This is a genomic window from Shinella sp. (assembly GCF_049651085.1).
Lineage (GTDB): Bacteria > Pseudomonadota > Alphaproteobacteria > Rhizobiales > Rhizobiaceae > Shinella.
In genome coordinates, this window is sequence record NZ_JBASBL010000021.1 from 1 (window position 1) to 24,968 (window position 24,968).

27 protein-coding genes are annotated in these 24,968 nt (G+C 62.2%); 13 read left to right on the forward strand and 14 right to left on the reverse strand.

Annotated elements, in window-relative coordinates; translation table 11 throughout:
- Window positions 1-350, forward strand: a 350-nt coding sequence (locus tag WA950_RS12575) for a DUF1515 family protein (RefSeq protein WP_424552049.1), incomplete at its 5' end; no start/stop codon positions are given.
- On the opposite strand, the gene WA950_RS12580 is transcribed toward WA950_RS12575, so the two are convergent.
- The 3 genes from WA950_RS12580 to WA950_RS12590 form a co-directional block, all read right to left on the reverse strand.
- Complete coding sequence (locus WA950_RS12580; protein ID WP_424552050.1) at window positions 331-585, reverse strand: DUF982 domain-containing protein; 255 nt, start codon at window positions 583-585, stop codon at window positions 331-333. The two genes, WA950_RS12575 and WA950_RS12580, sit on opposite strands and share 20 nt — an antisense overlap.
- 96 nt (window positions 586-681) lie before the next feature.
- Window positions 682-2,103, reverse strand: coding sequence for a caspase family protein (locus tag WA950_RS12585; RefSeq protein WP_424552051.1), 1,422 nt, complete (start codon window positions 2,101-2,103; stop codon window positions 682-684).
- 4 nt (window positions 2,104-2,107) lie between these two features.
- Window positions 2,108-3,334: a hypothetical protein gene (locus WA950_RS12590; protein WP_424552052.1), complete on the reverse strand. Its 1,227-nt coding sequence runs from the start codon at window positions 3,332-3,334 to the stop codon at window positions 2,108-2,110.
- A gap of 958 nt (window positions 3,335-4,292) precedes the next feature.
- Between WA950_RS12590 and WA950_RS12595 the strand changes: the two genes are divergently transcribed.
- The 8 genes from WA950_RS12595 to WA950_RS12630 all read left to right on the forward strand — a co-directional run bounded on the left by WA950_RS12595 (window position 4,293) and on the right by WA950_RS12630 (window position 12,059).
- The gene (locus tag WA950_RS12595) at window positions 4,293-4,502 is read left to right on the forward strand and encodes a hypothetical protein (RefSeq protein ID WP_424552053.1); all 210 of its coding nucleotides are present in this window, start codon (window positions 4,293-4,295) and stop codon (window positions 4,500-4,502) included.
- 217 nt (window positions 4,503-4,719) lie between these two features.
- Window positions 4,720-5,736: a septal ring lytic transglycosylase RlpA family protein gene (locus WA950_RS12600; protein WP_424552054.1), complete on the forward strand. Its 1,017-nt coding sequence runs from the start codon at window positions 4,720-4,722 to the stop codon at window positions 5,734-5,736.
- A 70-nt stretch (window positions 5,737-5,806) separates the two neighbouring features.
- Entirely contained in the window at window positions 5,807-6,970 is a 1,164-nt protein-coding gene (locus WA950_RS12605; RefSeq protein WP_424552055.1) for a D-alanyl-D-alanine carboxypeptidase family protein, read from the forward strand.
- A 124-nt stretch (window positions 6,971-7,094) separates the two neighbouring features.
- Window positions 7,095-7,778 (forward strand): dTMP kinase, encoded by a 684-nt coding sequence (gene tmk / locus WA950_RS12610; protein ID WP_424552056.1) that lies wholly within the window; start codon window positions 7,095-7,097, stop codon window positions 7,776-7,778.
- A complete protein-coding gene (locus tag WA950_RS12615; RefSeq protein ID WP_424552057.1) occupies window positions 7,775-8,806 on the forward strand; it encodes a DNA polymerase III subunit delta' in 1,032 nt (343 codons plus the stop codon). The genes tmk and WA950_RS12615 overlap by 4 nt, the downstream gene beginning before the upstream one ends.
- Window positions 8,807-8,891: 85 nt before the next feature.
- Complete coding sequence (metG, locus tag WA950_RS12620; RefSeq protein ID WP_424552058.1) at window positions 8,892-10,442, forward strand: methionine--tRNA ligase; 1,551 nt, start codon at window positions 8,892-8,894, stop codon at window positions 10,440-10,442.
- 7 nt (window positions 10,443-10,449) lie between these two features.
- Window positions 10,450-11,229: a TatD family hydrolase gene (locus WA950_RS12625; protein WP_424552059.1), complete on the forward strand. Its 780-nt coding sequence runs from the start codon at window positions 10,450-10,452 to the stop codon at window positions 11,227-11,229.
- A gap of 2 nt (window positions 11,230-11,231) precedes the next feature.
- Window positions 11,232-12,059 carry an MBL fold metallo-hydrolase gene (locus WA950_RS12630; protein WP_424552060.1) on the forward strand — a complete coding sequence of 276 codons (828 nt, stop codon included), beginning with the start codon at window positions 11,232-11,234 and terminating at the stop codon, window positions 12,057-12,059.
- Here the strand turns inward: WA950_RS12630 and WA950_RS12635 are convergent.
- Complete coding sequence (locus WA950_RS12635) at window positions 12,047-12,991, reverse strand: phosphoribosylaminoimidazolesuccinocarboxamide synthase (RefSeq protein WP_424552391.1); 945 nt, start codon at window positions 12,989-12,991, stop codon at window positions 12,047-12,049. The two genes, WA950_RS12630 and WA950_RS12635, sit on opposite strands and share 13 nt — an antisense overlap.
- A 276-nt stretch (window positions 12,992-13,267) precedes the next feature.
- Between WA950_RS12635 and WA950_RS12640 the strand changes: the two genes are divergently transcribed.
- The gene (locus WA950_RS12640; protein ID WP_424552061.1) at window positions 13,268-13,693 is read left to right on the forward strand and encodes a DUF1428 domain-containing protein; all 426 of its coding nucleotides are present in this window, start codon (window positions 13,268-13,270) and stop codon (window positions 13,691-13,693) included.
- Between the two features lie 188 nt (window positions 13,694-13,881).
- On the forward strand, window positions 13,882-14,301 hold the full coding sequence (locus WA950_RS12645) for a DUF4864 domain-containing protein (protein ID WP_424552062.1): 420 nt from the start codon (window positions 13,882-13,884) through the stop codon (window positions 14,299-14,301).
- A gap of 9 nt (window positions 14,302-14,310) precedes the next feature.
- Here WA950_RS12645 and tgt read toward each other — a convergent pair whose 3' ends face one another.
- The 6 genes from tgt to coaD all read right to left on the reverse strand — a co-directional run bounded on the left by tgt (window position 14,311) and on the right by coaD (window position 18,713).
- Window positions 14,311-15,441 carry a tRNA guanosine(34) transglycosylase Tgt gene (tgt, locus tag WA950_RS12650; protein WP_424552063.1) on the reverse strand — a complete coding sequence of 377 codons (1,131 nt, stop codon included), beginning with the start codon at window positions 15,439-15,441 and terminating at the stop codon, window positions 14,311-14,313.
- Window positions 15,438-16,505: a tRNA preQ1(34) S-adenosylmethionine ribosyltransferase-isomerase QueA gene (gene queA, locus WA950_RS12655; protein ID WP_424552064.1), complete on the reverse strand. Its 1,068-nt coding sequence runs from the start codon at window positions 16,503-16,505 to the stop codon at window positions 15,438-15,440. Before queA ends, tgt begins: the two co-directional genes overlap by 4 nt.
- 8 nt (window positions 16,506-16,513) lie before the next feature.
- Entirely contained in the window at window positions 16,514-16,963 is a 450-nt protein-coding gene (locus tag WA950_RS12660) for a DMT family transporter (protein WP_424552065.1), read from the reverse strand.
- A 79-nt stretch (window positions 16,964-17,042) separates the two neighbouring features.
- The gene (locus WA950_RS12665) at window positions 17,043-17,558 is read right to left on the reverse strand and encodes a peptidylprolyl isomerase (RefSeq protein WP_424552066.1); all 516 of its coding nucleotides are present in this window, start codon (window positions 17,556-17,558) and stop codon (window positions 17,043-17,045) included.
- A 68-nt stretch (window positions 17,559-17,626) separates the two neighbouring features.
- Entirely contained in the window at window positions 17,627-18,184 is a 558-nt protein-coding gene (locus WA950_RS12670; RefSeq protein WP_424552067.1) for a peptidylprolyl isomerase, read from the reverse strand.
- Between the two features lie 34 nt (window positions 18,185-18,218).
- Window positions 18,219-18,713 carry a pantetheine-phosphate adenylyltransferase gene (coaD, locus tag WA950_RS12675; RefSeq protein ID WP_424552068.1) on the reverse strand — a complete coding sequence of 165 codons (495 nt, stop codon included), beginning with the start codon at window positions 18,711-18,713 and terminating at the stop codon, window positions 18,219-18,221.
- Between the two features lie 249 nt (window positions 18,714-18,962).
- On the opposite strand from coaD, the gene WA950_RS12680 reads away from it, so the two are divergent.
- The gene (locus WA950_RS12680; RefSeq protein ID WP_424552069.1) at window positions 18,963-19,088 is read left to right on the forward strand and encodes a hypothetical protein; all 126 of its coding nucleotides are present in this window, start codon (window positions 18,963-18,965) and stop codon (window positions 19,086-19,088) included.
- Between the two features lie 327 nt (window positions 19,089-19,415).
- On the opposite strand, the gene gyrA is transcribed toward WA950_RS12680, so the two are convergent.
- The gene (gene gyrA / locus WA950_RS12685) at window positions 19,416-22,199 is read right to left on the reverse strand and encodes a DNA gyrase subunit A (protein ID WP_424552070.1); all 2,784 of its coding nucleotides are present in this window, start codon (window positions 22,197-22,199) and stop codon (window positions 19,416-19,418) included.
- Window positions 22,200-22,436: 237 nt separating this feature from the next.
- On the opposite strand from gyrA, the gene WA950_RS12690 reads away from it, so the two are divergent.
- Window positions 22,437-23,066: a MarC family protein gene (locus WA950_RS12690; protein WP_424552071.1), complete on the forward strand. Its 630-nt coding sequence runs from the start codon at window positions 22,437-22,439 to the stop codon at window positions 23,064-23,066.
- 56 nt (window positions 23,067-23,122) lie between these two features.
- Here the strand turns inward: WA950_RS12690 and WA950_RS12695 are convergent, their stop codons facing one another.
- The 3 genes from WA950_RS12695 to WA950_RS12705 form a co-directional block, all read right to left on the reverse strand.
- Window positions 23,123-23,686, reverse strand: coding sequence for a GNAT family N-acetyltransferase (locus WA950_RS12695; protein WP_424552072.1), 564 nt, complete (start codon window positions 23,684-23,686; stop codon window positions 23,123-23,125).
- A 139-nt stretch (window positions 23,687-23,825) separates the two neighbouring features.
- Window positions 23,826-24,233, reverse strand: coding sequence for a cupin domain-containing protein (locus tag WA950_RS12700; RefSeq protein ID WP_424552073.1), 408 nt, complete (start codon window positions 24,231-24,233; stop codon window positions 23,826-23,828).
- An 83-nt stretch (window positions 24,234-24,316) separates the two neighbouring features.
- The gene (locus tag WA950_RS12705) at window positions 24,317-24,838 is read right to left on the reverse strand and encodes a single-stranded DNA-binding protein (protein WP_424552074.1); all 522 of its coding nucleotides are present in this window, start codon (window positions 24,836-24,838) and stop codon (window positions 24,317-24,319) included.
- Between the last annotated feature and the right edge of the window lie 130 nt (window positions 24,839-24,968).

A 24,968-nucleotide genomic window follows, 5' to 3' on the forward strand; every position in this document is an offset into this window, starting at 1 on the left:
TGCACCAGCAGATGGGCGAACTAATCGCCAGCCAGCGGGCAATCCTGGAGGATCTTCGGCGGATCGAGGACAAGATACAACGGTCTGACGACAGATCCGATGCCAGCCGGACCAAGATGCACAGGCGTATCGACGAAGTCGTGGGAGCCGCCGCCGAGGTGCAGACGGCCGTCGCGACGCTGGAAAAGGACGTCAGGGAGATGAAGCCGGTGACGGATGAGGTCCGGCGCTGGAAGCTGATGGGCATGGGCGCCCTGGGCATGATGGGGGTGGGCGGCATGGCGCTGGGCGTGACCTTCAGCGAGGCGCTTAGGCGGATCGGGATGGTGATTATCGGGAGGGGCGGATAAAAACGCCGGCTTCTTCCGCGGCTTTGAGGAAGGCCTCGCGGGCGATGGGTGGATCGCCGTTCCCCTCCAGGACCGATATGCATGCAATGCGCGCCTTCCGGTAGCCCCGCCCTGTGCGAAGGGGCACTGTGACGAGTATCCTGGCGGCCTCCACGGTGCTTGAAATCGTATGGAACTTGCCAGGATTCATCGTTTCAAACGTACTCGGCTTGTCCCAGCACCTATCGGCCCTCATCAATCTCCCGCAAACAAAAAGCGCCCCGCGCTGGGCGGGGCGAAGAGTGACCAAGGCCAATAGAACTTCTACAGGTTGATATTGTTCCCAGTTGCTTCAGTTCAATTTGTAGTTCGGGATGACCGCGAGCAGGGAGAGGCGATCGAGCGTTTCCAGAGTGGCGCCGCCTGATGATAGCCCCTCGGCAGCCTGAAATGCTTCCAGGGCTGCCTTGGAGCCCGATCCAAAGTCGCCGTCCACCGGTCCTTTGTAGTGACCCCGTTCCTTCAATGCGGACTGCAAGGCTTTAAACTGGTCTTGCTCGAAGATTGCGCTGAAGTCCTGGTTTCGTAGTCCGACCTTGGCCAGCCGGTAGCCAAGCGATGCGGCGTGTTTCAAAAGCCTTACGCCTTCCACAAAATCCTGCTGCGTGCCCTGGCCATTGATGTGCATCACGCCAAGCGTGCTGAACGCCGGCACGTAGTCGAGATCTGCCGATTTTCTATAGAAAGCGACGGCCCGATCGTAGTCGCTCGCCGCGTCGTAAGCCCGACCGAGATTGTGCAGGAAGCGCGGATGGTCCGGCTCAGCCGCGAGCGCTGCCTCGCAGGCGGAAATAGCACTTGCCGGCCGGATCTTATCGAATTCCACGCCGGGAATACCAACCTGATTGTAGGGGGCGATGGCGAAGTAATCGCAGTCGGAGGGTTGGGGCCGCGAGAAAAACACCTCATCCGTCAGCCGGACGAGATATTCCGGGCGCTGCTTTCCGCCCGTCTCGGCCAGCACAGTTGCGGCGGCGACACGGAACATCTGGCCGACCTCCACACCGGGCCTGGCGAGCTCCGCCGCCAGTGCTTTGGTGTAGGGGCTGTTGTCGCCATCCCCATCTGTAGCAGTAGCGCCGGGAGCGGCAGCGAAGGCGACGATGCTGCCGTAGGTGTTGAAGCCTTCGCCCTCCGGCTTCTCCAACCTGGCGGGCTCACGGATGGCAGCAAGCCCGCGGCCTAGCCTGCGTTCGCCGCCAGCATGGGCGAGCACCTCGGCCAGCTGCCGCTCGAAGGGATTGTCCCGGCAGGCGTCCAGGATGACGATCTTCGTCTTTGCCCGACTGTCCATCTCGTTGACGATACGGGCCAGATCCACAAGCTCGGAGGAAACGCTCTCCACCGATCGCAGGGCGGCGTCGCTCGGGACGAGATAATTGGCGCTGTCGATCTGGATCGCATGCCCCGCATAGTAAAGGACGGCGATATCCGTACCATCCAGCCGCGACAGGAAATCGGCATGGGCCGAGGTGAGTTGCGCGCGCCCGGCATTCTCCACGAAAATGACCTCGAACCGAAGGTCTTCCAGCGACTTCGCCATGAGGCGCGCGTCGTTGACCGGATTGCGGAGCGGCTGCGCGTGCTCGTAGTCGGATATGCCGATGACGAGCGCAAGGCGCTTGCCTGCATCCTGGAAGACATTGGTTTCGGCCCGCGCCGATGCGCCGACGAAGAGGATGAAGAGTAGTGCCAGGACAACGCGCGCCATCATGCCCTCACTGCTTTCCGAAATGTTCAGGCCAGGGAGTTTCGTCGCAGTAAGGGCGCCGCGGCAGCGAAGCCTTCTTCTGCTGCTTCTTCTTGCCGGCGGCGCCGGGTTTTACCTCCGCCACCTTTGGAAGCTGAACCGTTTTTTCTGCATTCGCTTTCGCCGGCAACATTGGAATGTCGCCTTTTGGCTCCCAGAAGCAGAGATCGCCGATCAGCCAGTCTTTTCCGCTTGGCTTGTAGTTTCGGCAGACGCGCTGCCAGTTCTCGGTCATCCGGCACCCCATCTCCTGATGGTAGTTGAGCTTGCAGTGTTTCCAGTACTGATCGTGACGGTAGCAGCTTGAGACGTTGCGTGCGAACTCCTTGATGGACATGGCGCCTATAGCCGTTCCTGTCTCGAGATCGTACTCATAGTCACCTGCTCCAACAGAAAACTCTTGCTGTTGTGCGGTGCCTTTGGGCTGGCCATAAGCGGTGTCTACCAGGTCATAATAGGTGTGCGATACGAACTGGGCGACGCGTGGAGCAGGGAAGCCTCGCTGCTTCAATATGGCGATGGCTTCGGCCACTGCCGAAGAGTTCTTGACGACTGGTTTTTCAATTTCGCCTTTCGTTGTGGCGCCAGGGCCGTCCGCCACCTTGGGGTCACGCTCCTTTCGTCCGGAAGCACCAGCGCGCAGTGAAGCGAGGATCGGGGAGGAGACTTTTCCGAGCGTGCCGGCGGCCTTTTTCGCGTAAGTGAAATGCACTGCTGCGAAGCATTTGCAGATGTCGAGCCATATGTAATTCGATGTCATCATCTGGCCAGTGGCGGGGTTGGCGATCGTGATGGCACAGTCGCGTCGCGAGGCTTTCCGATCAGAGACCGCCGTGAATCCATCCTTGGCACGGTTCACCCGTCGTTCCTCGAGGAGCTGCGTGCAATTTTCATAGTTGTCCTGGATCAGTCGAAGATTGCCGGAAATGCCGTTGCTGGAAAACGTCCGGTCCACACCTCGATGCTGAAATGAAGCCCCCTTCGGCAACCGGACTTCAATGTCGTATCGCTGCTGGTTTCTCCAGATTTCAAGAGCGTGGGCGTCTACAATAAAGGCTATTGTCCAGACGGCTAAAAGGGTGAGGTTTGATGCAGAGAACAATATTCTTGCGAGCATATGACCCCATGGAGAATAGAAATCTGACTGAAGTAAGCAGTAATATTCACTCAGGATGTCTACAAGCGCAAGCTGCAAACCTATTTTGTTTCGAGTCCTGGAGTTAGATCGGCCGATAATCCTGTGAAGACGTCGTAGATCGCCCACATGCCCGTTCCGTCGTCACGGACGTTGTATCTGATCTCGGGGTGGAGCGGCTTCGGACTTTTCATCTACGAAACCGGCCCCTCACTCTTCAACCTCTCCCATTCTTCGGGCGATAGCGCGTTTGCGGGTAGCACAAGAGTGCAGTTTTAAAGGATCCTTGACGCGGCAGCACGGGAGGAGGAATTGGCGGGAGGCAGCCGCGAGGGGGGCGCGGACTACCAGCAAGTCCCGGACTTGCGCCTCGGCTCCAACCAAGGCTCCCGCGCCCTCACGGGCAACCAAACAATCGCACTTTTATGAAAAGTTAGCTTGCGATCGTTGATTCCAGGTGACCGGACGCCACATGTCGAAGGGTCGGCAACAACCTGCTTCCGGTCCACGGTCACGCAATCATGGAAGATGTGCGGTGGCAGCACTGCGTGACCGTAGAGAGAAAACTGCCAAGTGCGTGCGTTCCCGCAGCGTAGATGATCCAGGGACAGGGGAGGGGCAAGAACTCGTCAAGAACACCCCATCGCTTGAATTGGGGGTATATGTGGGGGTATTTTAAACGCTTGGCCTATAAACGCTATATTGAAAATCAGCGCGTTAGATTTATCCGTCTAACGGACACCTCTTCCGCCATCGATGATCATCGTTCTCCGTATGTGTTTCGCTGCCCCCTTGAAACATCCGGCTTGGCCGTGCGTTCCATACCTGTCGCCGTCAATCTCCTTCCGCCCGAAAGGCGAGCGAATTCCTAGCGCTTTTTTATGAGGGTGCGCTCTGCCATTCCGGGGGACACGGGCTGTGCAATATTTCCCGACTTGTTGATGACGTATTATGCTCCTAGAGTTCATGAGCACCCGGAAGCAATCTTGCCGGCTGGATGTGGAAAAGGGAGGCATCAATGGACGTGCTTCGAGATCCCACGCATATCGGCATGTTTGAACCGCATGACCTTGACGTTCTCAAGGGCGTGTTCACTCGCTTGACGGCAACCACGATGACAAAGCCTGACGATGCCCAGGCCCGCTCTCTCGCGCGCTCGATCATAACGCTTTATCGCCACGGCGTGCGTGATCCGGACCGGCTCTTCGACGTCCTCCACACGCCTTGAAATGACGAATATATTGGCGGGCGCCCATCCGTTCCGCGGTGGGCGCCTTAACCATGCATAAACCATAAAACATCGATCCTGGCCTTCGGCTTCCCATTCATTCGCAATTTTGCCATGTTATTGGCATGATTAACGTACTGTTATTTACTGAGTGACATTGACGGTCCACTTGCAGGGGCAAGGCAGGTGGCGGCACATCGTCGGGGACAATAGCGGCGTGGGACAAAAGACTATCGAGAAGAATGCGAGCCGGCTCGGCAAGGGCCTTCGGCTCATCGCTATACCGCTGGTCTGTGCGGGCCTTGCTGCCTGCGCCACCACGACGCCTGCGCCCAAGAAGAAGGTGCGCAGCAAGGAGTTCTTCTCCGAATCCGATTATGGCGTGAAGGCAAGCCCGCGCATCGTCGAGGAAGGGCAGGCCGTGCCGAAAGGCGGCGGCCGCTACCAGCTCGGCAAGGCCTATCAGGTTCGCGGCAAGTGGTATCAGCCGAAGGAAGAGCCGGATTATAGCAAAACCGGCCTTGCCTCCTGGTACGGCTCGGCTTTCCACGGCCGCAAGACGGCCAATGGCGAAGTCTACGACAAGTATCACCTGTCCGCCGCCCACCCGACGTTTCCGCTGCCGAGCTATGCGCGGGTCACCAACATGGAGAACGGTACCTCCGTCGTGGTGCGCGTGAACGATCGCGGTCCGTTCCATGAGGGCCGCGTTATCGACGTTTCCTCCAAGACCGCCGACCTGCTCGACATGAAGCGCACGGGCACCGCCAAGGTCCGTGTTCAATATGTCGGCAAGGCGCCGCTCGACGGCAACGATATGCCCTATCTGATGGCTTCCTATGTGCTGAAGGGCTCGCGCGTTCCTGCGGCGGACCCGGGTGGCCAGATCGCCACCGGCGTCATGGTCGCTTCGGCGGACAACCGCGCGCTGCCGGGCGTTGGCGCCGGCGAGGGGTTCCTCACGGCTCCCGCCGAAAGCACGATGACGGCGCTCGCTAAGACGGCGCCGGCGAGCGATGCTTTCCAGGCCATGGAACAGTTCGTCCTTCTGCCGGACATTGGGCCGATGCCGCTCGAACGGCCGAATTTCATCCCGCAGCTATCAGCCGATCCCAGCTTCGCCGCCGCCTATGCCGACGAGCGGGTGCGCGATGCCGCGGGCGCCTTCGACGCCATCCTGACGATCGACGGCAAGCTGACGCCGCTCTCCGCCCTCGCGGAAAACGCCGGTTGATGGCTGGCGCGGGGCAGGCCGTTTGCGCAATGCGCGCGGCTGTGGAAGTGTGACGACATCCGGAGTCGCCATGCATCGCCGCCTGTTCGCCTGCCTTGTTCTTGCCCTGTCTTTCATTACCGTGGCGCACGCCCAGTCGGCGGCGCCGCAGGCCGGTTTCGACGTCAAGGCGAAACAGGTCTACATGATCGAGGCGGAAACCGGCACGGTGCTGTTCGCCCGGGCGCAGGACCAAGCGGTCACCGCCGCCTCGCTCGCCAAGCTGATGAACATGGCGACCGTCTTCAAGGCATTGGCCGGCGGCGAGATCACGCTTGAAACGCAGTACCCCGTAACGGAACATGCCTGGCGGACCGGTGGCGCGCCATCGCGCACCTCCACCATGTTCGCTGCGCTGAAATCGAATGTGCGCGTCGAGGACCTGATCCGTGGCGTTACGGTGCAGTTTGCCAACGACGCCTGCATCATTCTTGGCGAGGGGATTGCCGGCTCGGAAACGGCTTTTGCCGAACGGATGACGAAGGAGGCGAGGGCGCTCGGCCTCGACAAATCCACCTTCGCCAATGCCACCGGGCTTCCGAACCCGGAAAACAAGGTGACGATGCGCGAGATGGTGACGCTCGCCCGCCACCTGCAGGCGACCTATCCGCAGTATATGCGTTATTATCTCGAGCCCGAATTCGAGTGGAACAAAATCAAGCAGCGCAACCGCAATCCGCTGCTGGCCCTCAATATCGGCGTGACCGGGTTCGTCACCGGCTTTTCGGAGGAGGGCGGCTATTCCGTCGTCGCGGCGGTGAACCGGGATGGAAAACACCTGCTGCTCGCCATGGGCGGCATGGAAAGCGAAAAGGCGCGCATCGAGGAATCCCGGCGCATCATCGAATGGGCGCTCTCCTCCTTCGAGCGCCGCACGCTCTTCAAGCAGGGGGAAACGATTGCCGATGCCAGCGTCTATGGCGGCGACAGCTCCGTCGTGCCGCTGGTCGCGGGCGAGCAGGTGGACGTGTTCCTGCCCAAGGACAATTCGCAGCGGCTCGTCGCCCGCGTCGTCTATTCCTGGCCAGTGCGCGCCCCCGTGGTGCCGGGGCAGGCGGTCGGCACGCTGAAAATCTGGAACGACAAGCAGTTGCTTCGTGAAGTTCCGGTGAAGACAGCCGGCGCGGTCGGCGTCGGCACGCTACGCTCGCGCGCGCTCGATGCGCTGGTCGAACTCTTCTTCTTCTGGATTTGACGGGGACAGGCAGGGCGAAAAGCGTTTCGTCTGCCGGAAACATGGGTTAGTAGTGATCCGACTCGGCTCTGCCCGGCGGAAATTGTCAAGATCGCTTCGGCGACCACTGGAACGGAAGTAGGATTTGTCTGCCGCACCCGGTTTGTTTGTCACGTTTGAAGGCGGCGAGGGCGCCGGAAAGTCGACACAGATCCGGCTTCTGGCGGATGCCTTGCGTCAGCGTGGCCTGACGGTGCTGATGACGCGCGAGCCCGGCGGCTCGAGAGGCGCCGAAGCCGTGCGCCATGTCATCCTCTCCGGTGCTGCCGAGGCTTACGGCATTCGCATGGAGGCCATCCTGTTCGCCGCCGCGCGCAGCGACCATGTCGAGCAGGTCATCCGACCGGCGCTTTCGGCAGGCACGGTGGTCCTGTGCGACCGCTTCATGGATTCCTCCCGCGTCTACCAGGGCATTACCGGCAATCTGGAGCAGCCCTTCGTCGAGGCGCTGGAGCGCGTGGCGATCAACGGCGTCGTACCCGACTGTACCGTCATCTTCGACCTGCCGGCCTCCGTCGGCCTCGAGCGCGCCCGCAAGCGCGCCGCCGGCCCGGACGAACAGCCCGACCGTTTCGAGAAGGAAAAGCTGGAAACGCACGAGAAGCGCCGCGAAGCCTTCCTCGATATCGCCGAGCGCGAACCGTTGCGCTGCCGCGTGATCGACGCGACGAAGCCGCGTGAAGCGATTTTCGCGGAGGTGCTCGGCATCATCGAGCCATTGCTGCCGATCAACGCACATGGCAGCCATGCCCCGGAGCGCATCTCGTGAGCGAGGATCGCCCCGGCATTCTGGATGGCGCGGTACACCCCGCCGAGCAGACGAAGTTCTTCGGCAACAGTGAGGCGGAACGCTTCCTGGCGCGCTCCTATCGTTCGGGCAAGGGCCATCACGCCATCCTCATCGAGGGGCCCGAGGGCATCGGCAAGGCGACGCTGGCCTTCCGCTTCGCCAACCATGTGCTGCACCATCCCGAGCCGGCCGAGGCACCGGAAGCGATCGCCGATCCGTCGCCCGCTTCGCCCATCACCCGCCAGCTGGCGACCGGCGCTTCGCACAATCTGTTGCACCTGACGCGGCCGGTCGACGAGAAGACGGGCAAGGTGAAATCGGCGATCACGGTGGACGAGGTGCGCAAGGCCGGGAAATTCCTGGCGCAGACCTCCGGCACGGGCAACTGGCGCATCGTCATCATCGACCCGGCGGACGACCTCAATCGCAACGCCGCCAATGCCATCCTGAAAATCCTCGAAGAGCCGCCAAAGCGCTCGCTCTTCCTCGTCCTGACCCATGCGCCAGGCAAGCTGCTGCCGACCATCCGCTCGCGCTGCCTGCCGCTCACGCTGTCTCCCTTATCAGAGCAGGATCTTGCCGCCGCACTCGACAGCCTCGGCGCTGCGCCGTCCGGTGCGCGGGCAGGGGATGTCCTCTCTGCTGCCCATGGCAGCGTTTCCGAGGCGCTGAAGCTGGTGAACTATGGCGGCTTCGATATTGTCGAAGCCTTTCGCGCAATTGTCGAGGCGCCGGCCGAACCGCCGCGCCGTGACGTTCACAAGCTTGCCGACGTGCTGTCGGCCAAGGACAGCGACACGGTCTTTTCCTTCTTCTGCCAGCACGCCAGCGATTTCGTGACCGATGCTGCCCGCGCCGCCGCCCTTTCCGGCGACATCACCCGCGCCGATCGCCTTGCCCATCTCTCCTCGCAGCTCGGCGAGCGCATCTCCATCGCCCTCGGCTACAATCTCGATCGCAAGCAGACGATCATCAGCGTGCTCGACGACATCCGGGCCTCGCTCTAGCTCAAAGGGGAAACTTGCTGTTTCCCTCCACGCCCGCATGGTCTAATACCTTGCGGCATTGCACAACCGAAGACAGAACGTTCCCATGACCGACAGATCCCGCTACTACATCACGACCGCCATTTCCTATCCGAACGGCAAGCCGCATATCGGCCATGCCTACGAGCTGATCGCGTCGGATGCCATGGCGCGCTACCAGCGGCTCGACGGGCTCAACGTCTTCTTCCTGACCGGCACGGACGAGCACGGCCAGAAGATGCAGCAGACCGCGCGCAAGGAAGGCGTGACGCCGCGCGAACTTGCCGACAGAAATGCTAAAGAATTCAGCGATATGACTGCTCTTCTTAATGCATCGAATGATGATTTTATCCGCACCACCGAGGCGCGGCACTACGAGGCCTGCGCCGAGATCTGGCGCCGCATGGAAGCCAATGGCGACATCTACAAGGGTGGCTATGCGGGCTGGTACTCGGTGCGCGACGAGGCCTATTACCAGGAGAACGAGACCGAGAAGCGCGCCGACGGCGTGCGCTACGGACCGCAGGGAACGCCCGTCGAATGGGTGGAGGAGGAGAGCTACTTCTTCCGTCTCTCCGCGTATCAGGACAGACTCCTGAAGCACTACGAGGACAACCCGGACTTCATTCTGCCGGCCGAGCGCCGCAATGAGGTGGTCTCCTTCGTGAAGTCCGGGCTCAAGGACCTTTCGGTCTCGCGCACGACCTTCGACTGGGGCATTCCGGTCCCGGGCGATCCGGCGCATGTCATGTATGTCTGGGTCGACGCGCTGACCAACTACCTCACCGCGACCGGCTACCTCACCGACCCGGAAGGCCCGCGCGCGAAATTCTGGCCGGCGAACATCCACGTCATCGGCAAGGACATCATCCGCTTCCACGCCGTCTACTGGCCGGCCTTCCTGATGTCGGCCGGCGTGCCGCTGCCCGAGCGCGTCTTCGCCCACGGCTTCCTGCTCAACAAGGGCGAGAAGATGTCGAAGTCGCTCGGCAACGTCGTCGATCCGGTCAACCTGGTGAACCATTTCGGCCTCGACCAGATCCGCTACTTCTTCCTGCGCGAGGTCTCCTTCGGCCAGGACGGCAGCTACAGCGAGGAGGGGATCGCGACGCGCATCAATTCCGACCTTGCCAACGGCATCGGCAACCTTGCCAGCCGTTCGCTGTCGATGATCGTCAAGAACTGCGACGGCAAGGTGCCGGAATGCGGCGAGTTGACGGATGCCGACCGCACCATGCTTGCATCCGTCGATGCGCTGCATGCGATCACCCGCGAGGAAATGGCAAAGCAGCAGATCCACAAGGCGCTGGCCGCGATCATCGCCGTCGTCTCGGAAGCCGACCGCTATTTCGCCGGCGAGGCGCCCTGGGCGCTCAAGAAGACCGATCCGGTCCGCATGGGCACCGTGCTCTATGTGACGGCGGAAGTCGTGCGCCAGATCGCGATCCTGTTGCAGCCCTTCATGCCCGCATCCAGCGGCAAGCTGCTCGATCTCGTTGCCGCACCGGCCGACAAGCGCGATTTCGCGGCGCTGGGCGAGGCGGGACGGCTTGCCAGCGGCACGCCGCTGGAAGCGCCGAGCCCGGTCTTCCCTCGTTACGTGGCGCCCGAGGCGTGAAGCTGCGATGCTGATCGATACCCATTGCCATCTGGATTTCCCCGATTTCGAAGCGGAGCGCGACGATATTGTCGCGCGGGCGCACGCGGCCGGGGTCAGCCAGATGATCACCATCTCGACACGGGTGCGCAAGTTCCCGACGATCCTGGCAATCGCGGAAAAATACCCGTCGGTCTTCTGCTCGGTCGGCACGCATCCGCACAATGCGGATGAGGAACTCGATATTCCGGTTTCGGAACTGGTCGAGCTGTCGAAGCATCCGCGCGTGGTGGCGATCGGCGAGGCGGGTCTCGACTACTACTACGACAACGCCCCACGCGACGCCCAGATCGTCGGCCTCAGGAACCATATCGCAGCCGCTCGCGAGACCGGTCTGCCGCTGGTTATCCATTCCCGTTCGGCGGACGAGGACATGGCGGCGATTCTGACCGAGGAAACCGGAAAGGGGGCGTTCCCCTTCCTGCTGCATTGCTTCTCTTCCGGCCCGGAGCTTGCCCGCATCGGCGTCGCGCTTGGTGGCTACGTCTCCTTTTCCGGCATCCTGACGTTCCCGAAGTCGGAAGAGCTGCGTGAGATCGCGAAAACCGTGCCGCTGGAGCGGATGCTGGTCGAGACCGACGCGCCGTATCTTGCGCCCAAACCGTACCGCGGCAAGCGCAACGAACCGGCCTATGTGGCGCATACGGCTTCCGTTCTGGCCGATACCGTCGGCGTCAGCGTCGATGAAATGGCCAGGATCACCACGGACAACGCCTTCCGGATCTTCTCGAAAATGCCGCGGGTGTAGCCGTGGTCTACCGGCGACGCTTCACCATTCTCGGCTGCGGCTCGTCGCCCGGCGTGCCGCGCATCACGGGTGACTGGGGCGCCTGCGATCCCGCCAACCCGAAGAACCGCCGCACCCGCGCCGCCTTCCTCGTCGAGCAGTTCGGCCCGGAAGGCGTGACGACCGTCGTTATCGACACGGGCCCAGATTTCCGCGCGCAGATGATTGCGGCGGGTGTCGAGAGCATCGACGCGGTGCTCTATACGCACGCCCATGCCGACCACATCCACGGTATCGACGATATTCGCGGTTTCGTGCTGCACAACCACACGCAGGTGCCGATCTGGGCCGACACCGTCACGATGGAGCGGATCCGCGATGGTTTCGGCTACTGCCTGAAGACCCCGGCCGGCAGCATGTATCCGCCAATCGTGACGGAGAACCTGATCGATCCGATGGATGCGCCGGTGACGATCGAGGGGCGAGGGGGCGCCATTACGTTCCAGCCCCTGCTCCAGGTCCATGGCTCGATCCACTCGCTGGGCTTCCGCATCGGCAATATCGCCTATTGCAGCGATATCAGCGATTTCCCGGACGAGACCGTGCCGCACCTTGCGGGCCTCGACATGCTGGTGATCGACGCGCTGCAATACCGCTATCATGCCAGCCATCTGTCGCTCAGCCAGGCGCTGGAATGGATCGAGCGGCTGAAGCCTACGCAAGCGATCCTCACGCACATGCATGTGCCGCTCGACTATGAGACGGTGCAAAAGGAAACGCCGGCCCATGTGGAGCCGGCGTATGATGGTCTCAGTTTCGAGGTCGTGCTTGGCGATGATCAGGCGAAATAAGGCGCCAGATTCTTGCGGATACGGGCGAGAACCGTGTCCTCGGACAGATCAGGCTCAAACGATTTTCCAGTAATCTGCTCAAAGGCTTGGATGTAAACCTTCGAGGTCTGCTCGACCAGTTCACGCGGGATTTCCGGGATCGCGTCCTTGTAGGGGTCGCAGCGCTCGGTGACCCAGGCGCGCACGAAATCCTTGTCGAAGCTTGCCGGCCGGCCGCCCTTGGCAAAGGTTTCCTCGTAGCTGTCGGCGATCCAGTAGCGGCTCGAATCCGGCGTATGGATCTCGTCGGCAAGCACGATGCGGCCGTTCTTGTCCGTGCCGAATTCATACTTGGTATCGACGAGGATCAGCCCGCGTTCGGCCGCCCGGGCCTGGCCACGGGCAAAGAGCGCCAGCGCATAGCGCGAGACCGTTTCCCATTGCTCGGGCGTCAGGAGGCCCTGGGCAAGGATTTCCTCGCCGGAGAGCGGCTCGTCATGGCCGCCGTCGAACGCCTTGCTGGTGGGCGTGATGATCGGCTCGGGAAGCTTTTCATTGTCCCTGAGGCCGTCCGGAAGCGTGATGCCGTACATCTGGCGTTCGCCCTTGCGGTATTTCGTCAGGATAGAGGTGCTGGTCGTGCCGGCAAGATAGCCGCGCACGACGATCTCGACCGGCAGGATGTCGAGCCGCGTGCCGATGACGACATTCGGGTCTGGATAGGACAGCACATGGTTCGGGCAGATATCGGCGGTTTCCTCGAACCAGTAGCGCGCGGTCTGGGTCAGCACCTGGCCCTTGAAGGGAATTGCGGTCAGGATGACGTCGAAGGCGCTGAGCCGGTCTGTCGCAATGATGATGCGGCTTCCGTCTGGCAGATCGTAATTCTCCCGGACCTTGCCTTTGTAGCGGTTCGGCAGTTCCGGGATATGGGCGTCGGAGAGAATGCGCAAATCGCTCATGGGAGAAGGCTTTCGCTGTTGGTTCCGTCTGCCGTTTCGCTTAAGGCTGGGAGTGGTTCCGGGTCAAGGCAGAAACCGGATTTCCAGAGCTTTCAGGCCGTTCGGCACACCTTTAAGTTCCATAATCTATCTTATGCGATATGCGATCCACCTTGGGCGGCGCTTCCCGCTTTGATCCTTGCCACAGGCGCGTTGCTCTCCATCTCGCCAGTAGCCGGTCAACACGATACGATCTCTCGGGTTGGATGCGAAGGCTTGGAGTGTGGCATGACCTATATCGACGGCTACCTGATCCCGATCGCGACCGACAAGCTGGATGCCTACAAGGCGTTCTCCGAGAAGATCGCCAGCGTATATCGCGAGTACGGTGCGATCAGGATCGTCGATTGCCTGCTCGACCCCGGTGACGACGACGGCAAGCAGTTCCACGCCGATGAGGCGCGCGACGCTCTGGCGGATGCTGGCCCCTTGCGCGACTTCATCGCTGCTGCGGATGCCGGGCCGGGAGAAACGGTCATCCTCTCCTGGACGGAATGGCCGAGCAAAGCAGCCCGTGATGCGGGATTGAAGAAGGCTCTGTCCGACCCTCGCGTTCAGCCGAAACCGGACGAAGAGATGCTGTTCGAAGGTCGCCGTCTTGTCGCGGGCGGGTTCACCCGGCTCATGATGTTCCAGGAGCATCGCGCTGGTTGAGATTCCATGGCCGCCCTGCCTTTATATTAAGTATTGCGCAAATTTGTATTTAAGATTATCATTATAGTGTAGTAGTTTGTTTTTAAACGAGATTATTATATTTGGTATGGACTGAAATGCGCCGTTGAGTGCGTGAAGCGCCTCGGGGTTTTCGTGCTATTCTGGCTTGTCGACAAGGAGGGTGCGCCATGAGAATGCCTGCCGCCATGTTCCTTTGCGTTTCGTTGTCCCTGATGCCGCTTGTCGCGCAAGCCGAAGAACCGGTCGATACAGCGCAGGACGTCATCCAGAGCCAGATCGCCGCCTTCCTGAACGGCGACGCGAAGGCGGCCTATTCCTTCGCCTCACCTGCCATTCGCGGAAAATTCCCGACGGAGGATGCCTTCTTCGACATGGTCAGGAAGGGCTATGCGCCGGTCTATCGGCCGGGCAATTTCGCCTTCGGGCGATCCAGGGTCGAGGGCGACATGGTGGTGCAGGAAGTGCTGATCTCGGGGCCCGACGGCAAGGACTGGACCGCGCTCTACCAGCTCCTGAAGCAGCCGGACGGCAGCTACAAGATCAATGGCGTGCACATGGTGCGCACCGCGCCGGGTCCGGCGATCTGACGTGGCAGTTCAGACGGGGGCGAGATCGCCCCTCGCCCATTCTTCCTGCGTTTCCGCCATGAAATCGGCGTAGCGGCCTTCCTCGATCGCCTTGCGGATGCCCGCCATCAGGTCCTGATAGTAGGCCAGATTGTTCCAGGTCAGCAGCATTCCGCCGAGCGACTCGTTGGCGCGCACGAGATGGTGCAGATAGGCGCGGGAGTAATCGCGCGTGGCCGGGCAGCCCGATTCCTCGTCGAGCGGGCGCGTGTCCTCCGCATGGCGCGCATTGCGCAGGTTGATGCGGCCTCGCCGGGTGAATGCAAGCCCGTGGCGGCCGGCGCGGGTCGGCATCACGCAATCGAACATGTCGATGCCGCGCGCGACGGATTTCAGCATGTCGTCCGGCGTGCCGACGCCCATCAGGTAACGCGGCTTTTCGGCGGGCATATGGGGAATGGTCGTGTCGATCATGTCGAGCATGACCTCTTGCGGCTCGCCCACCGCAAGGCCGCCAATGGCGTAGCCCTTGAGGTTCAGCTCGGCGAGCGCCTGCGCAGAACGCACGCGCAGTTGCGGAATGTCGCCGCCCTGCACGATGCCGAACATCGCCTTGCCCGGCTGGTCACCGAACGCGACCTTGCAGCGCTCGGCCCAGCGCAGCGACATTTCCATGGCGCGCTCGATTTCCTTCGGCGATGCCGGCAGCGCCACGCATTCGTCGAGCTGCATCTGGATATCGCTGCCGAGCAAGCCCTGGATTTCGATCGAGCGCTCCGGCGACATGTGGTGCAGCGCACCGTCGACATGGCTCTTGAAGGTCACGCCCTGCTCGTCGAGCTTGCGCAGCCCGGAAAGCGACATGACCTGGAAACCGCCGCTGTCGGTGAGGATTGGATGGGGCCAGCGGATCAGTTCATGCAGGCCGCCGAGCCGTGCGACGCGCTCCGGGCCGGGCCTCAGCATCAGGTGATAGGTGTTGCCGAGGATGATATCGGCGCCCAGCTCGCGCACCTGGTCGAGATACATCGCCTTGACGGTGCCCACCGTACCGACGGGCATGAAGGCCGGCGTGCGGATCGTGCCGCGCGGCATGGAGACCTCGCCGCGACGTGCCTTGCCATCGGTGGCGAGCAATTTGAACTGGAATGTATCGGTCATCGGTCGTTCCGGAATAGCAGGCTGGAGTCGCCGTAGGAATAGAAGCGGTAGCCGGTCGCGATCGCATGCGCATAGGCGCCGCGCATCGTATCCAGCCCCGAGAATGCCGAGACGAGCATGAAGAGCGTCGACTTCGGCAGGTGGAAATTGGTCATCAGAATGTCGGCCGTGCGGAAGCGGTAGCCGGGGGTGATGAAGATGCCTGTCGCGCCGGACCAGGGCCTGATCGCGCCATCCTGCGCAGCCGCGCTTTCGAGCAGGCGTAGCGAGGTGGTGCCGACGGAAACGATCCGCCCGCCCCTCGCCCGGACGGCGTTGAGTGCTGCGGCGGTCTCCTCGGAGACATAACCGATCTCCTCGTGCATGACGTGGTCCGCCGTATCGTCCGCCTTGACCGGCAGGAAGGTGCCGGCGCCGACATGCAGCGTCACGAAATGCCGCTCGACGCCGAGTGCGTCGAGTTTTTCGAAAAGGGTGTCGGTGAAGTGGAGCCCGGCGGTGGGAGCGGCGACCGCGCCCTCCTCGCGGGCATAGATCGTCTGGTAGTCGCGCCGGTCCGCCTCGTCGTCCTCGCGCTTGGAGGCTATGTAGGGCGGCAGCGGGATATGGCCGACGGAGGCGATGGCGCGGTCGAGATCCGGGCCGGAGGCGTCGAAGTGCAGGGTGACTTCGCCACCCTCGCCTTTCTCCTCGACGATGGCCGACAGGTCTTCCGCCGCGCCGAAGGTGATGCGGTCACCGCGCTTGATGCGTTTTCCGGGCCGGGCGAAAGCCTTCCAGCGGTCGCCGGCAATGCGCATGTGCAACGTCGCGGACACCTTCTGGCCGCCCGCGCCCTCGCGGTGGCGGATGCCCTCGAGCTGCGCGGGTATGACGCGGGTGTCGTTGAAGACCAGTGCATCGCCGGCGCGCAGAAGCGACGGCAGGTCACCCACGGTGCGATCCTCGAAAGGCACCTTCGCGCCGGGATGCACGACGAGCAGCTTTGCCGCCTCGCGCGGCGTCACGGGGCGCAGCGCGATGTTTTCTTCCGGAAGATCGAAATCGAAGAGATCGACACGCATGGCTGACCTCAGAGAAAGCGGATCATGAGGGCGCCGGCGACGAGCAGCACGGCCCCACTGATGCGACCGACGGAGATTTCACGCACGGCCATGCCGAGGAAACCGATACGGTCGAGCAAGATGCCGGCAAGAAGCTGGCCGGAAACGGCAAAGGCCATGACGGCGGCCGCGCCGATGCGCGGCGTCAGGAAAATGGCTGTCGTCACATAGACTGTGCCCAGCGCCCCGCCGACGATGTAGAGCCAGAGGTCCGCGCCGCGCCAATCGGGTGAGCGCCCTTCGAACGAAGCCGTGGCAAGAACGACGAATGCCAGGATGAGCGCACCGGAAAGGAAAGAAACGCAGGCGGCTGCGACCGGCATGCTGAGACCTCGGCCGAGCAGCGCGTTGACGGGAGCCTGAATCGCGATGCATGCGCCGGCTGCAATGGCGAGCAGCGCCCAGAGGAAAGCAGCCATGTCGGCGGTCTCTTGAAAAATAGGGCAAAGAAAAACCGCGCCCGCCGGGGCGAGCGCGGTCGAAATCGAAGGTTTTCTATCAGGCCGCTACGTCGGCGGCAACCTTCATCGAGACGATGGTGTCGGGATCGCGCACCGGCTCGCCGCGCTTGATCTTGTCGATATTTTCCATGCCTTCGATGACCTGGCCCCAGACGGAATACTGCTTGTTGAGCCAGGGGGAATCCGTGAAGCAGATGAAGAACTGCGAATTGGCGGAGTTCGGCATCTGGCTGCGGGCCATGGAGCACGTGCCACGCACGTGGCTCATGTTGGAGAACTCGGCCTTCAGGTCCGGCTTTTCAGAGCCGCCCATGCCGGCGCGCGCCGGGTTGAAGTCCTTGCCGCCGGTCTTGCCGTACTGCACGTCGCCGGTCTGGGCCATGAAGTCTTCGATCACGCGGTGGAAGACGACGCCGTCATAGGCACCTTCGCGCGTCAGTACCTTGATGCGCTCGACATGCCCCGGGGCGAGATCCGGAAGAAGCTGGATGACCACCTTGCCCTTCGTGGTCTCCATGATGATGGTGTTTTCCGGATCCTTGATCTCGGCCATGGTCTTTCTCCTTCTAAAGCCTGCCCGCGGTTTCGCGATTGCAACAGGCGGAAAATCAAAAAGTGATATTACTTGCCGACCGTTACCTTGACCATGCGGTCGGGGTCGGTGACGGAACCGTTGTTTGCTTTGTCGCCGAGCTTGATCTTGTCGACATTCTCCATGCCTTCGATGACCTGGCCGACGACCGTATACTGGCCGTTCAGGAAGTCGCCCGGGGCGAACATGATGAAGAACTGCGAGTTGGCGGAATTCGGGTCCTGCGCCCGCGCCATGCCGACCGTGCCGCGTGCGAAGGGCACGTCGGAGAATTCGGACGGAAGATCCGGCTGGCTGGAGCCGCCCGTACCGGCGGCCTGCGCCTGGTAGCCGTCGTTCATGTCGCCATACTGGACATCGCCGGTCTGGGCCATGAAGCCCTCGATGACACGGTGGAAGGCGACATTGTCATATTCGCCGGCAGCGGCGAGCGCCTTGATTCGCTCGGCATGCTTCGGCGCCTTGTCGTTCAGCTCGATGACAACAGGGCCGTCCTTCAGCTGGATCGTGATGAAATCGGTGGCCTGGGCCAGGGCGGTGCCCGCGAGGAACATGGCTCCTGCAAAGGCGAGACGGAGGACGTTCATGATAGCTCCCTTGTGGGGTTCAGGATAATTGCACTCAGCCCTTCGTGCGGGCCTTCAAAGCAGAAAAAACGGGCGCCGGTACGAAGGCACTGACATCGCCGCCCATGGCCGCGATCTGGCGGACCAATGTGGCGGTAATGGGCCGCGAGGCTACGCCTGCCGGCAGGAATACGGTCTGCACGTCCGGCGCCATCTGGCGATTCATGCCGGCCATCTGCATCTCGTAATCGAGATCCGTGCCGTCACGCAGGCCCCGGATGAGCAGAAATGCGTTGTGGCTGCGGGCGGCGTCGACAACCAGATTGGAGAAGGAGACGATGCTGACGTCCCCTGCCCGTTCCGGCAATGCTTCCTTGATGGAAAGGCGGATGAGCTCGGCGCGCTCCTCGAAGGAGAACAGCGGCGTCTTGCCGGGATGAATACCGATGGCGACGATGACCTTGGGCGACACCTTGAGCGCCTGGACCAGCACGTCGATATGGCCGTTGGTGATCGGATCGAAAGAGCCAGGGTAAAAGGCAACAGTCATCGGCAAGGTCCCGTTTGCCGCCTTTTGTCATGGACCGCCGCATTCTGCAAGGGCGGCGTCCATCCTATCCGGGTCTGTCCCCCGTGAAGAACATGAACCGCGCCTGAATGCGTTGTTCAAGACCATTTCAGATGCGTCATGTTTAAATTTCAGCATCGGGGTCGGGAACAAAGACAGCAGTCGCGCGTTTCCCAGACCGAACACAGTGGAACCAGTAATGCGTTTCCTTAGGCTGGAAGGAACACGGAAATGGCACTCGCTCTACTCTGCATGACGATGTTCATCGCCCTTACCGCCGCAACGATCCATGCGTTGCGCGAGGAGGAGCGGCCTACGACATCCGAATCCGCGGCGCGCGGCAAGTGGCTGCGTTGACGGGTTGAAGTATGATGGCGGCCCTTACGATCCTTTTCACGATTTTCATCAGCACCGTCTTCACCGTCGATTTCGCGCGCGCAATCCTTGAGCTCAAGCAGGATCGCGCAGAATTGAAGGTAGCGAGGCTGAAAGCAGAAGCAGGCGGCTTTGGCGTGTGAGAACGCCTCCCTGCCCGTCCCGAGTCGCAAGGCGCCAGGGACGGCGCAGCATGTATGCCGCCGCAAAGGCGGGTAGCCTTCCCTCCAGGCTGCCCGCTACAAATGAAAAGCCGGACGGTCGTTCCCTGCCCGTCCGGCTTTTCCTTTTCCATTATGCGTGAGGCGCCTATTCCTCGGCGGCCGGCGTCACGTCTCCGGCTTCGATATCGCCCTCAGCCTCGCCGTTCATCGCATCGTCATCGTCGCCTTCCGGTTCGCTGATGCGCTCGACCGACACGACTTTCTCGTCCTTTGCGGTGGAGAAGATCGTGACGCCCTTTGTCGCGCGGCTGGCGATGCGAATACCACCGACCGGAACCCGGATCAGCTGGCCACCATCGGAGACGAGCATGAGCTGGTCCTTGTCCTCGACCGGGAATGCGGCAACCACTTCGCCGATCTCGTTGGTCTTGGACGTGTCGGTGGCGCGGATACCCTTGCCGCCGCGGCCCGACGTGCGGAAGTCATAGGAGGACGATCGCTTGCCGAAGCCCTTCTGCGAGACCGTCAGCACGAACTGTTCGCGTGCCTTCAGTTCCTGGTAGCGCTCTTCCGAAAGATCGCCGATTTCGCCGACTTCCTCGCCGACAAGCGCGATATCCTCTTCGTCGACACCGCTGGCGCGGCGCTCGGCGGCCGAGCGCTTGAGGTAGGCAGCACGCTCCCACGGCTCGGCATCGACATGGCTGACGATGGTCATCGAGATGATGCGGTCGTTGTTGCCCAGCGAAATGCCGCGCACACCGACCGAGTTGCGGCCGGCGAAGACACGCACGTCATCGACCGGGAAGCGGATGCACTGGCCGAGCGCCGTGGTCAGCAGCACGTCGTCATGCTCCGTGCAGGTCTCGACATTGAGGATTTCGTCGCCGTCCTCCTCCAGCTTCATCGCGATCTTGCCGTTGCGGTTGACCTGGACGAAATCGGAGAGCTTGTTGCGGCGAACCGTACCGCGGGTCGTCGAGAACATGACGTCGAGGTTTTCCCACGTCGTTTCGTCCTCGGGCAGCGGCATGATGGTGGTGATGCGTTCGCCCGGTTCGATCGGCAGCATGTTGATGAGCGCCTTGCCCTTCGACTGCGGCGTTCCGATCGGCAGGCGCCAGACCTTCTCCTTGTAGACGATGCCACGCGAGGAGAAGAACAGGACCGGCGTATGCGTGTTGGCGACGAAGAGGCGGGTTGCGAAATCCTCGTCCTTCATGGCCATGCCGGAGCGCCCCTTGCCGCCGCGGCGCTGCGCGCGATAGGTGGCGAGCGGCACGCGCTTGACGTAACCGGCATGCGACACGGTCACGACCATGTCCTCGCGGGCGATCAGGTCCTCGTCGTCCATGTCCGGACCGCCGTCGGTGATCTCGGTGCGGCGCGGCGTGCCGAATTCGTCGCGCACGGCGGCAAGTTCGGCCTTGACGATGTTCATCATGCGCAGACGCGAGGACAGGATGTCGAGATAATCCTTGATCTCCTCGCCGATCTTGTTGAGTTCCTCGTCGATCTCGTCGCGGCCGAGCGCGGTAAGGCGCGCCAGACGCAGTTCGAGGATGGCGCGGGCCTGCTCCTCGGAGAGGTTGTAGGTGAGGTCCTCGTTGATGCGGTGACGCGGATCGTCGATGAGACGGATCAGCACGTCGACGTCCTTGGCCGGCCAGCGGCGCTCCATCAACTGTTCGCGCGCCGTCTGCGGATCGGGTGCACGGCGGATGAGGCTGATCACCTCGTCGATATTGGCAACGGCGATGGCGAGGCCCACGAGGACGTGGGCGCGGTCGCGCGCCTTGCGCAGCAGGTACTTCGTGCGGCGGCTGACGACTTCCTCGCGGAAGGCGACGAAGGCGCGCAGCATGTCGAGCAGCGTCATCAGTTCCGGCTTGCCGCCGTTCAGCGCCACCATGTTGCAGCCGAAGGAGGTCTGCAGCGGCGTGTAGCGGTAGAGCTGGTTCAGGATGACATCGGCATTGGCGTCGCGCTTCAGCTCGATGACGACGCGGTAGCCCTGACGGTCGGATTCGTCGCGCAGGTCCGAGATGCCCTCGATGCGCTTGTCGCGCACCAGCTCGGCCATCTTCTCGATCATCGTCGCCTTGTTCACCTGGAAGGGAACTTCCGTGATGATGATCTGTTCGCGGTCGCCGCGCATCGGCTCGATATGGGCGCGACCGCGCATGATGACGGAACCGCGGCCGGTCTCGTAGGCCTGCCGGATGCCGGCGCGGCCGAGGATGAGGGCGCCGGTCGGGAAATCAGGTCCCGGAATGTACTGCATCAGGTCGAGCAGTTCGATCGCCGGATTGTCGATCAGCGCGATACAGCCGTTGATGACTTCAGAGAGATTGTGCGGCGGGATGTTCGTCGCCATGCCGACGGCGATGCCGCCAGCACCGTTGACGAGCAGGTTCGGGAACTTAGCCGGAACGACGACGGGCTCGCTCATCGTGCCGTCATAGTTGTCGCGGAAGTTGACCGTCTCCTTGTCGAGGTCGTCGAGCAGGGAATGGGCGGCCTTTTCGAGGCGGCATTCCGTGTAACGCTGGGCTGCCGGCGGGTCGCCGTCGATGGAGCCGAAATTACCCTGACCGTCGATCAGCGGCAGGCGGAGCGACCAGTCCTGCGCCATGCGCGCCAGGGCGTCATAGATCGCGCTGTCGCCGTGCGGATGGTATTTACCCATCACGTCACCGGTGACGCGGGCCGATTTCACATATTTCTTGTTCCAGTCGACGCCCATCTCGCTCATCGAGTAGAGGATGCGCCGGTGCACTGGCTTGAGGCCGTCGCGCACATCGGGCAGCGCGCGGCTGACGATCACGCTCATGGCGTAATCGAGATAGGACCGCTGCATTTCCTCGATGATGGAAATCGGCTCAATGCCGGGAGGGTTCTTGCCGCCGGGTGTCGATTGTTCTGTCAATTTCGGTCACGATCGTTGTTCAGAATCAGATGCAATTTTATAGCCTACCGGCGCTCCGAGCGCCAATTTTGCCAGGGGTTTTGAACAGGCTTTTCCCAGAAAACCGCCAATTTGCGCATTTTGATGGCCACATGAGCCGGACTTCGCGACTGCCCTTCCCTTGCGCCCCGCCCTCGCCTAGAAATGCGGGCACAAGGTCGGCAAAACGGCCGCTCAACGGCGAGGGGAACGCCTTCCATGCTCAATGTCGATCTTCTGGTCAATGCGTTCACGACCTTGCTCGTGACCATAGACCCTCCGGGCCTTGCACCGATCTTCCTGGGACTGACCGTGGGCATGACGCGGCCGCAGCGCAAGCAGGTGGCGCTGCGCGGCTCCATCATCGCCTTCTGCATCCTTTCGGTCTTCGCGCTCACCGGTGCGAGCGTTCTCTCGCTGCTCGGCATCTCCATGGGCGCCTTCCGCATTGCCGGCGGCCTGCTGCTGTTCTGGATAGCCTTCGAAATGATCTTCGAGCGCCGTAACGAGCGGAAGGAAAAGACCAGCGAAGTGGCGATCACGCGCGACCACATCCACAACATCGCCGTCTTCCCGCTCGCCCTGCCGCTGATCGCCGGCCCCGGCGCGATCTCCGCGACGGTGCTGCTTTCCGGCTCCTTTCCGACTGCCCTCGAACGCGGCGCGCTGATCGGCGTGCTCGCGCTCTGCCTCGGCATCCTGTTTCTCTCGCTGGTCATCGCCGAGCGTATCGACCGGTTCCTCGGCAATACCGGCCGCGCCATCCTCACCCGCCTGCTCGGCGTCATCCTGGCGGCGCTGGCGGTGCAATTCGTGGTGGACGGCGTGAAGTCCGCCTTCGCCTTCTGAGAACCTGAGGGGCGCTCGCGAAAGGCAGGCCGGCGGCATGGCGTCCGGCTGCCTGTTCAGGCCTGCCGCGCTTTCCATTCGCGCGCCAGAACGGCGTAGATATATTCATCGCCCCAGGTGCCGTTGAAGCGGTCGTTTTCGACCAGATGCGCCTCGCGGCGCAATCCAAGGCGCTCGACGACGCCGACCGACCCCCTGTTCAGGCTGTCCAGCCGCGCAAAGATCCGGTGAAGGCCGAATCTGGAAAAGCCGATGTCGATCATCGCGGCAACGGCTTCCGTCGCATATCCCTTGCCGGCATAGGCGGGGTTGAAAATATAGCCCACCTCGCCTTGCAGCGCGTCCTTGCTCTCGTGCTTCAGCAGGACCTCGCCGAGCAGCGCATCGTCGTCCCTGCGTATGACGGCAAGCTTGAAGACGTCGCCATCCTGCTTGAAGGCGGGCCTGAGCAGTTTCGCAAACATCTGCTGCAGCGCCTTTTCGTCCGGCGCATCGGCGTAGAGATAGCGATAGATATCCGGCCGGGAACGATAGGCGGCGAACGCGGGAAAATCGCTTTTCGTGAATTTTCGAAGCACGAGCCGTTCGGTCGTGAGTGGCAGGTCTGGATCCAGGCTCATGGTGGCTGATCTAAGGGGAGGCTGTATCCGTTGCAAGGGCTGCCTGCATCCTTGCTGGCGATACAACAGGCAAAAGGTGAATTGAGGCGCCGCGCTCGTTTCGATCCGCTCGAGGCCGATCCGCTCAAGGCCGATCCGCTCAAGGGTTGTCGGCGAACCACGTTGCGATGGCCGGCATGTTTTCTTCAAAGCCGCCGGGCAGGAACACATTGAGCAGCCCAGCCCGCTCGTCCGTGCGGTTCTCGAAATCGTGCATCATGTTGGCCGGGATGCGCACGAAGCTTCCGGCCGGTGCTTCCAGCCAGGTTTCGCCGGCAAGAATGCTGGCGACGCCGGCGATCACGTAAAAGAGTTCGACATTGTCCGTGTGGGAATGGGCGCCCGGCCCGGTCGTATGCGGCTCCAGCCACCATTCGGAAACGCTATAGGCGCTGCCGGTCTCGCCGTGGTCCGCCTTGAAGACCGCATTCATGCGGCCGAGCGGATAGGCCCGCCCCTCGCCCGGCCGCAGAAATAGCACGTCTGCGACCGTCTTTTCGTCAGGCATGACGCTCCTCCTTCAGCATTGCTGCCGCACCGGAAGCGCGCCGAACGGAGGCCGACGCAATGCCGGCCCCGCTTCCGTCCGTCTCAGAACGGGATGTCGTCGTCCATGTCGCGCGAGAGCGGCGAACCGCCCGAGCGGCTTGCGCCACCGCTGCTGCTTCCGCCGCCCGACGACGGACGCGAACCGTAATCGTCGTAGCTCGGCGCACCGCCGCCGAAATCGCCGCCGCCACGGCGCTCGCCGCCGCCTTCGCCGCGACCGTCAAGCATGGTGAGCGTCGCGTTGAAGCCCTGCAGCACGACTTCCGTCGAGTAGCGGTCGTTACCGGTCTGGTCCTGCCACTTGCGGGTCTGCAGCGCGCCTTCGATATAGAGCTTGGCGCCCTTCTTCACATATTGCTCGATGATCTTGCAGAGGGGTTCGCTGAAGACGACGACGGTGTGCCATTCGGTCTTCTCGCGACGCTCACCGCTGTTGCGGTCCCGCCAGGATTCGGAGGTGGCGATGCGCAGGTTGGCGATCGGCCGACCGTCCTGCGTCCGGCGGATTTCCGGATCCGCACCTACGTTCCCGATCAAGATCACCTTGTTGACGCTTCCAGCCATACCCGTACTTCCCGTTGTCGCGCCGGACTATGGCGCCCGACATCATTTCACTAGATGAATACGCTATCTTATCGGCTGCCGTTCTCCGGCGCCGCCCCGCGCAAGTGGTAATCCACAGATCAATTGCAAA

Coding starts and splice junctions, on each gene's coding strand:
- queA (WP_424552064.1), bottom strand. CDS start 16,505: ATGCGTGTCGATCTCTTCGATTTCGATCTTCCGGAAGAAAACATCGCG.
- WA950_RS12705 (WP_424552074.1), bottom strand. CDS start 24,838: ATGGCTGGAAGCGTCAACAAGGTGATCTTGATCGGGAACGTAGGTGCG.
- metG (WP_424552058.1), top strand. CDS start 8,892: ATGACCGACAGATCCCGCTACTACATCACGACCGCCATTTCCTATCCG.
- WA950_RS12625 (WP_424552059.1), top strand. CDS start 10,450: ATGCTGATCGATACCCATTGCCATCTGGATTTCCCCGATTTCGAAGCG.
- WA950_RS12690 (WP_424552071.1), top strand. CDS start 22,437: ATGCTCAATGTCGATCTTCTGGTCAATGCGTTCACGACCTTGCTCGTG.
- WA950_RS12665 (WP_424552066.1), bottom strand. CDS start 17,558: ATGGCCGAGATCAAGGATCCGGAAAACACCATCATCATGGAGACCACG.
- coaD (WP_424552068.1), bottom strand. CDS start 18,713: ATGACTGTTGCCTTTTACCCTGGCTCTTTCGATCCGATCACCAACGGC.
- WA950_RS12645 (WP_424552062.1), top strand. CDS start 13,882: ATGAGAATGCCTGCCGCCATGTTCCTTTGCGTTTCGTTGTCCCTGATG.
- WA950_RS12640 (WP_424552061.1), top strand. CDS start 13,268: ATGACCTATATCGACGGCTACCTGATCCCGATCGCGACCGACAAGCTG.
- WA950_RS12595 (WP_424552053.1), top strand. CDS start 4,293: ATGGACGTGCTTCGAGATCCCACGCATATCGGCATGTTTGAACCGCAT.
- WA950_RS12680 (WP_424552069.1), top strand. CDS start 18,963: ATGGCACTCGCTCTACTCTGCATGACGATGTTCATCGCCCTTACCGCC.
- WA950_RS12585 (WP_424552051.1), bottom strand. CDS start 2,103: ATGATGGCGCGCGTTGTCCTGGCACTACTCTTCATCCTCTTCGTCGGC.
- WA950_RS12695 (WP_424552072.1), bottom strand. CDS start 23,686: ATGAGCCTGGATCCAGACCTGCCACTCACGACCGAACGGCTCGTGCTT.
- WA950_RS12580 (WP_424552050.1), bottom strand. CDS start 585: ATGAGGGCCGATAGGTGCTGGGACAAGCCGAGTACGTTTGAAACGATG.
- WA950_RS12660 (WP_424552065.1), bottom strand. CDS start 16,963: ATGGCTGCTTTCCTCTGGGCGCTGCTCGCCATTGCAGCCGGCGCATGC.
- WA950_RS12700 (WP_424552073.1), bottom strand. CDS start 24,233: ATGCCTGACGAAAAGACGGTCGCAGACGTGCTATTTCTGCGGCCGGGC.
- WA950_RS12605 (WP_424552055.1), top strand. CDS start 5,807: ATGCATCGCCGCCTGTTCGCCTGCCTTGTTCTTGCCCTGTCTTTCATT.
- WA950_RS12670 (WP_424552067.1), bottom strand. CDS start 18,184: ATGAACGTCCTCCGTCTCGCCTTTGCAGGAGCCATGTTCCTCGCGGGC.
- tgt (WP_424552063.1), bottom strand. CDS start 15,441: ATGACCGATACATTCCAGTTCAAATTGCTCGCCACCGATGGCAAGGCA.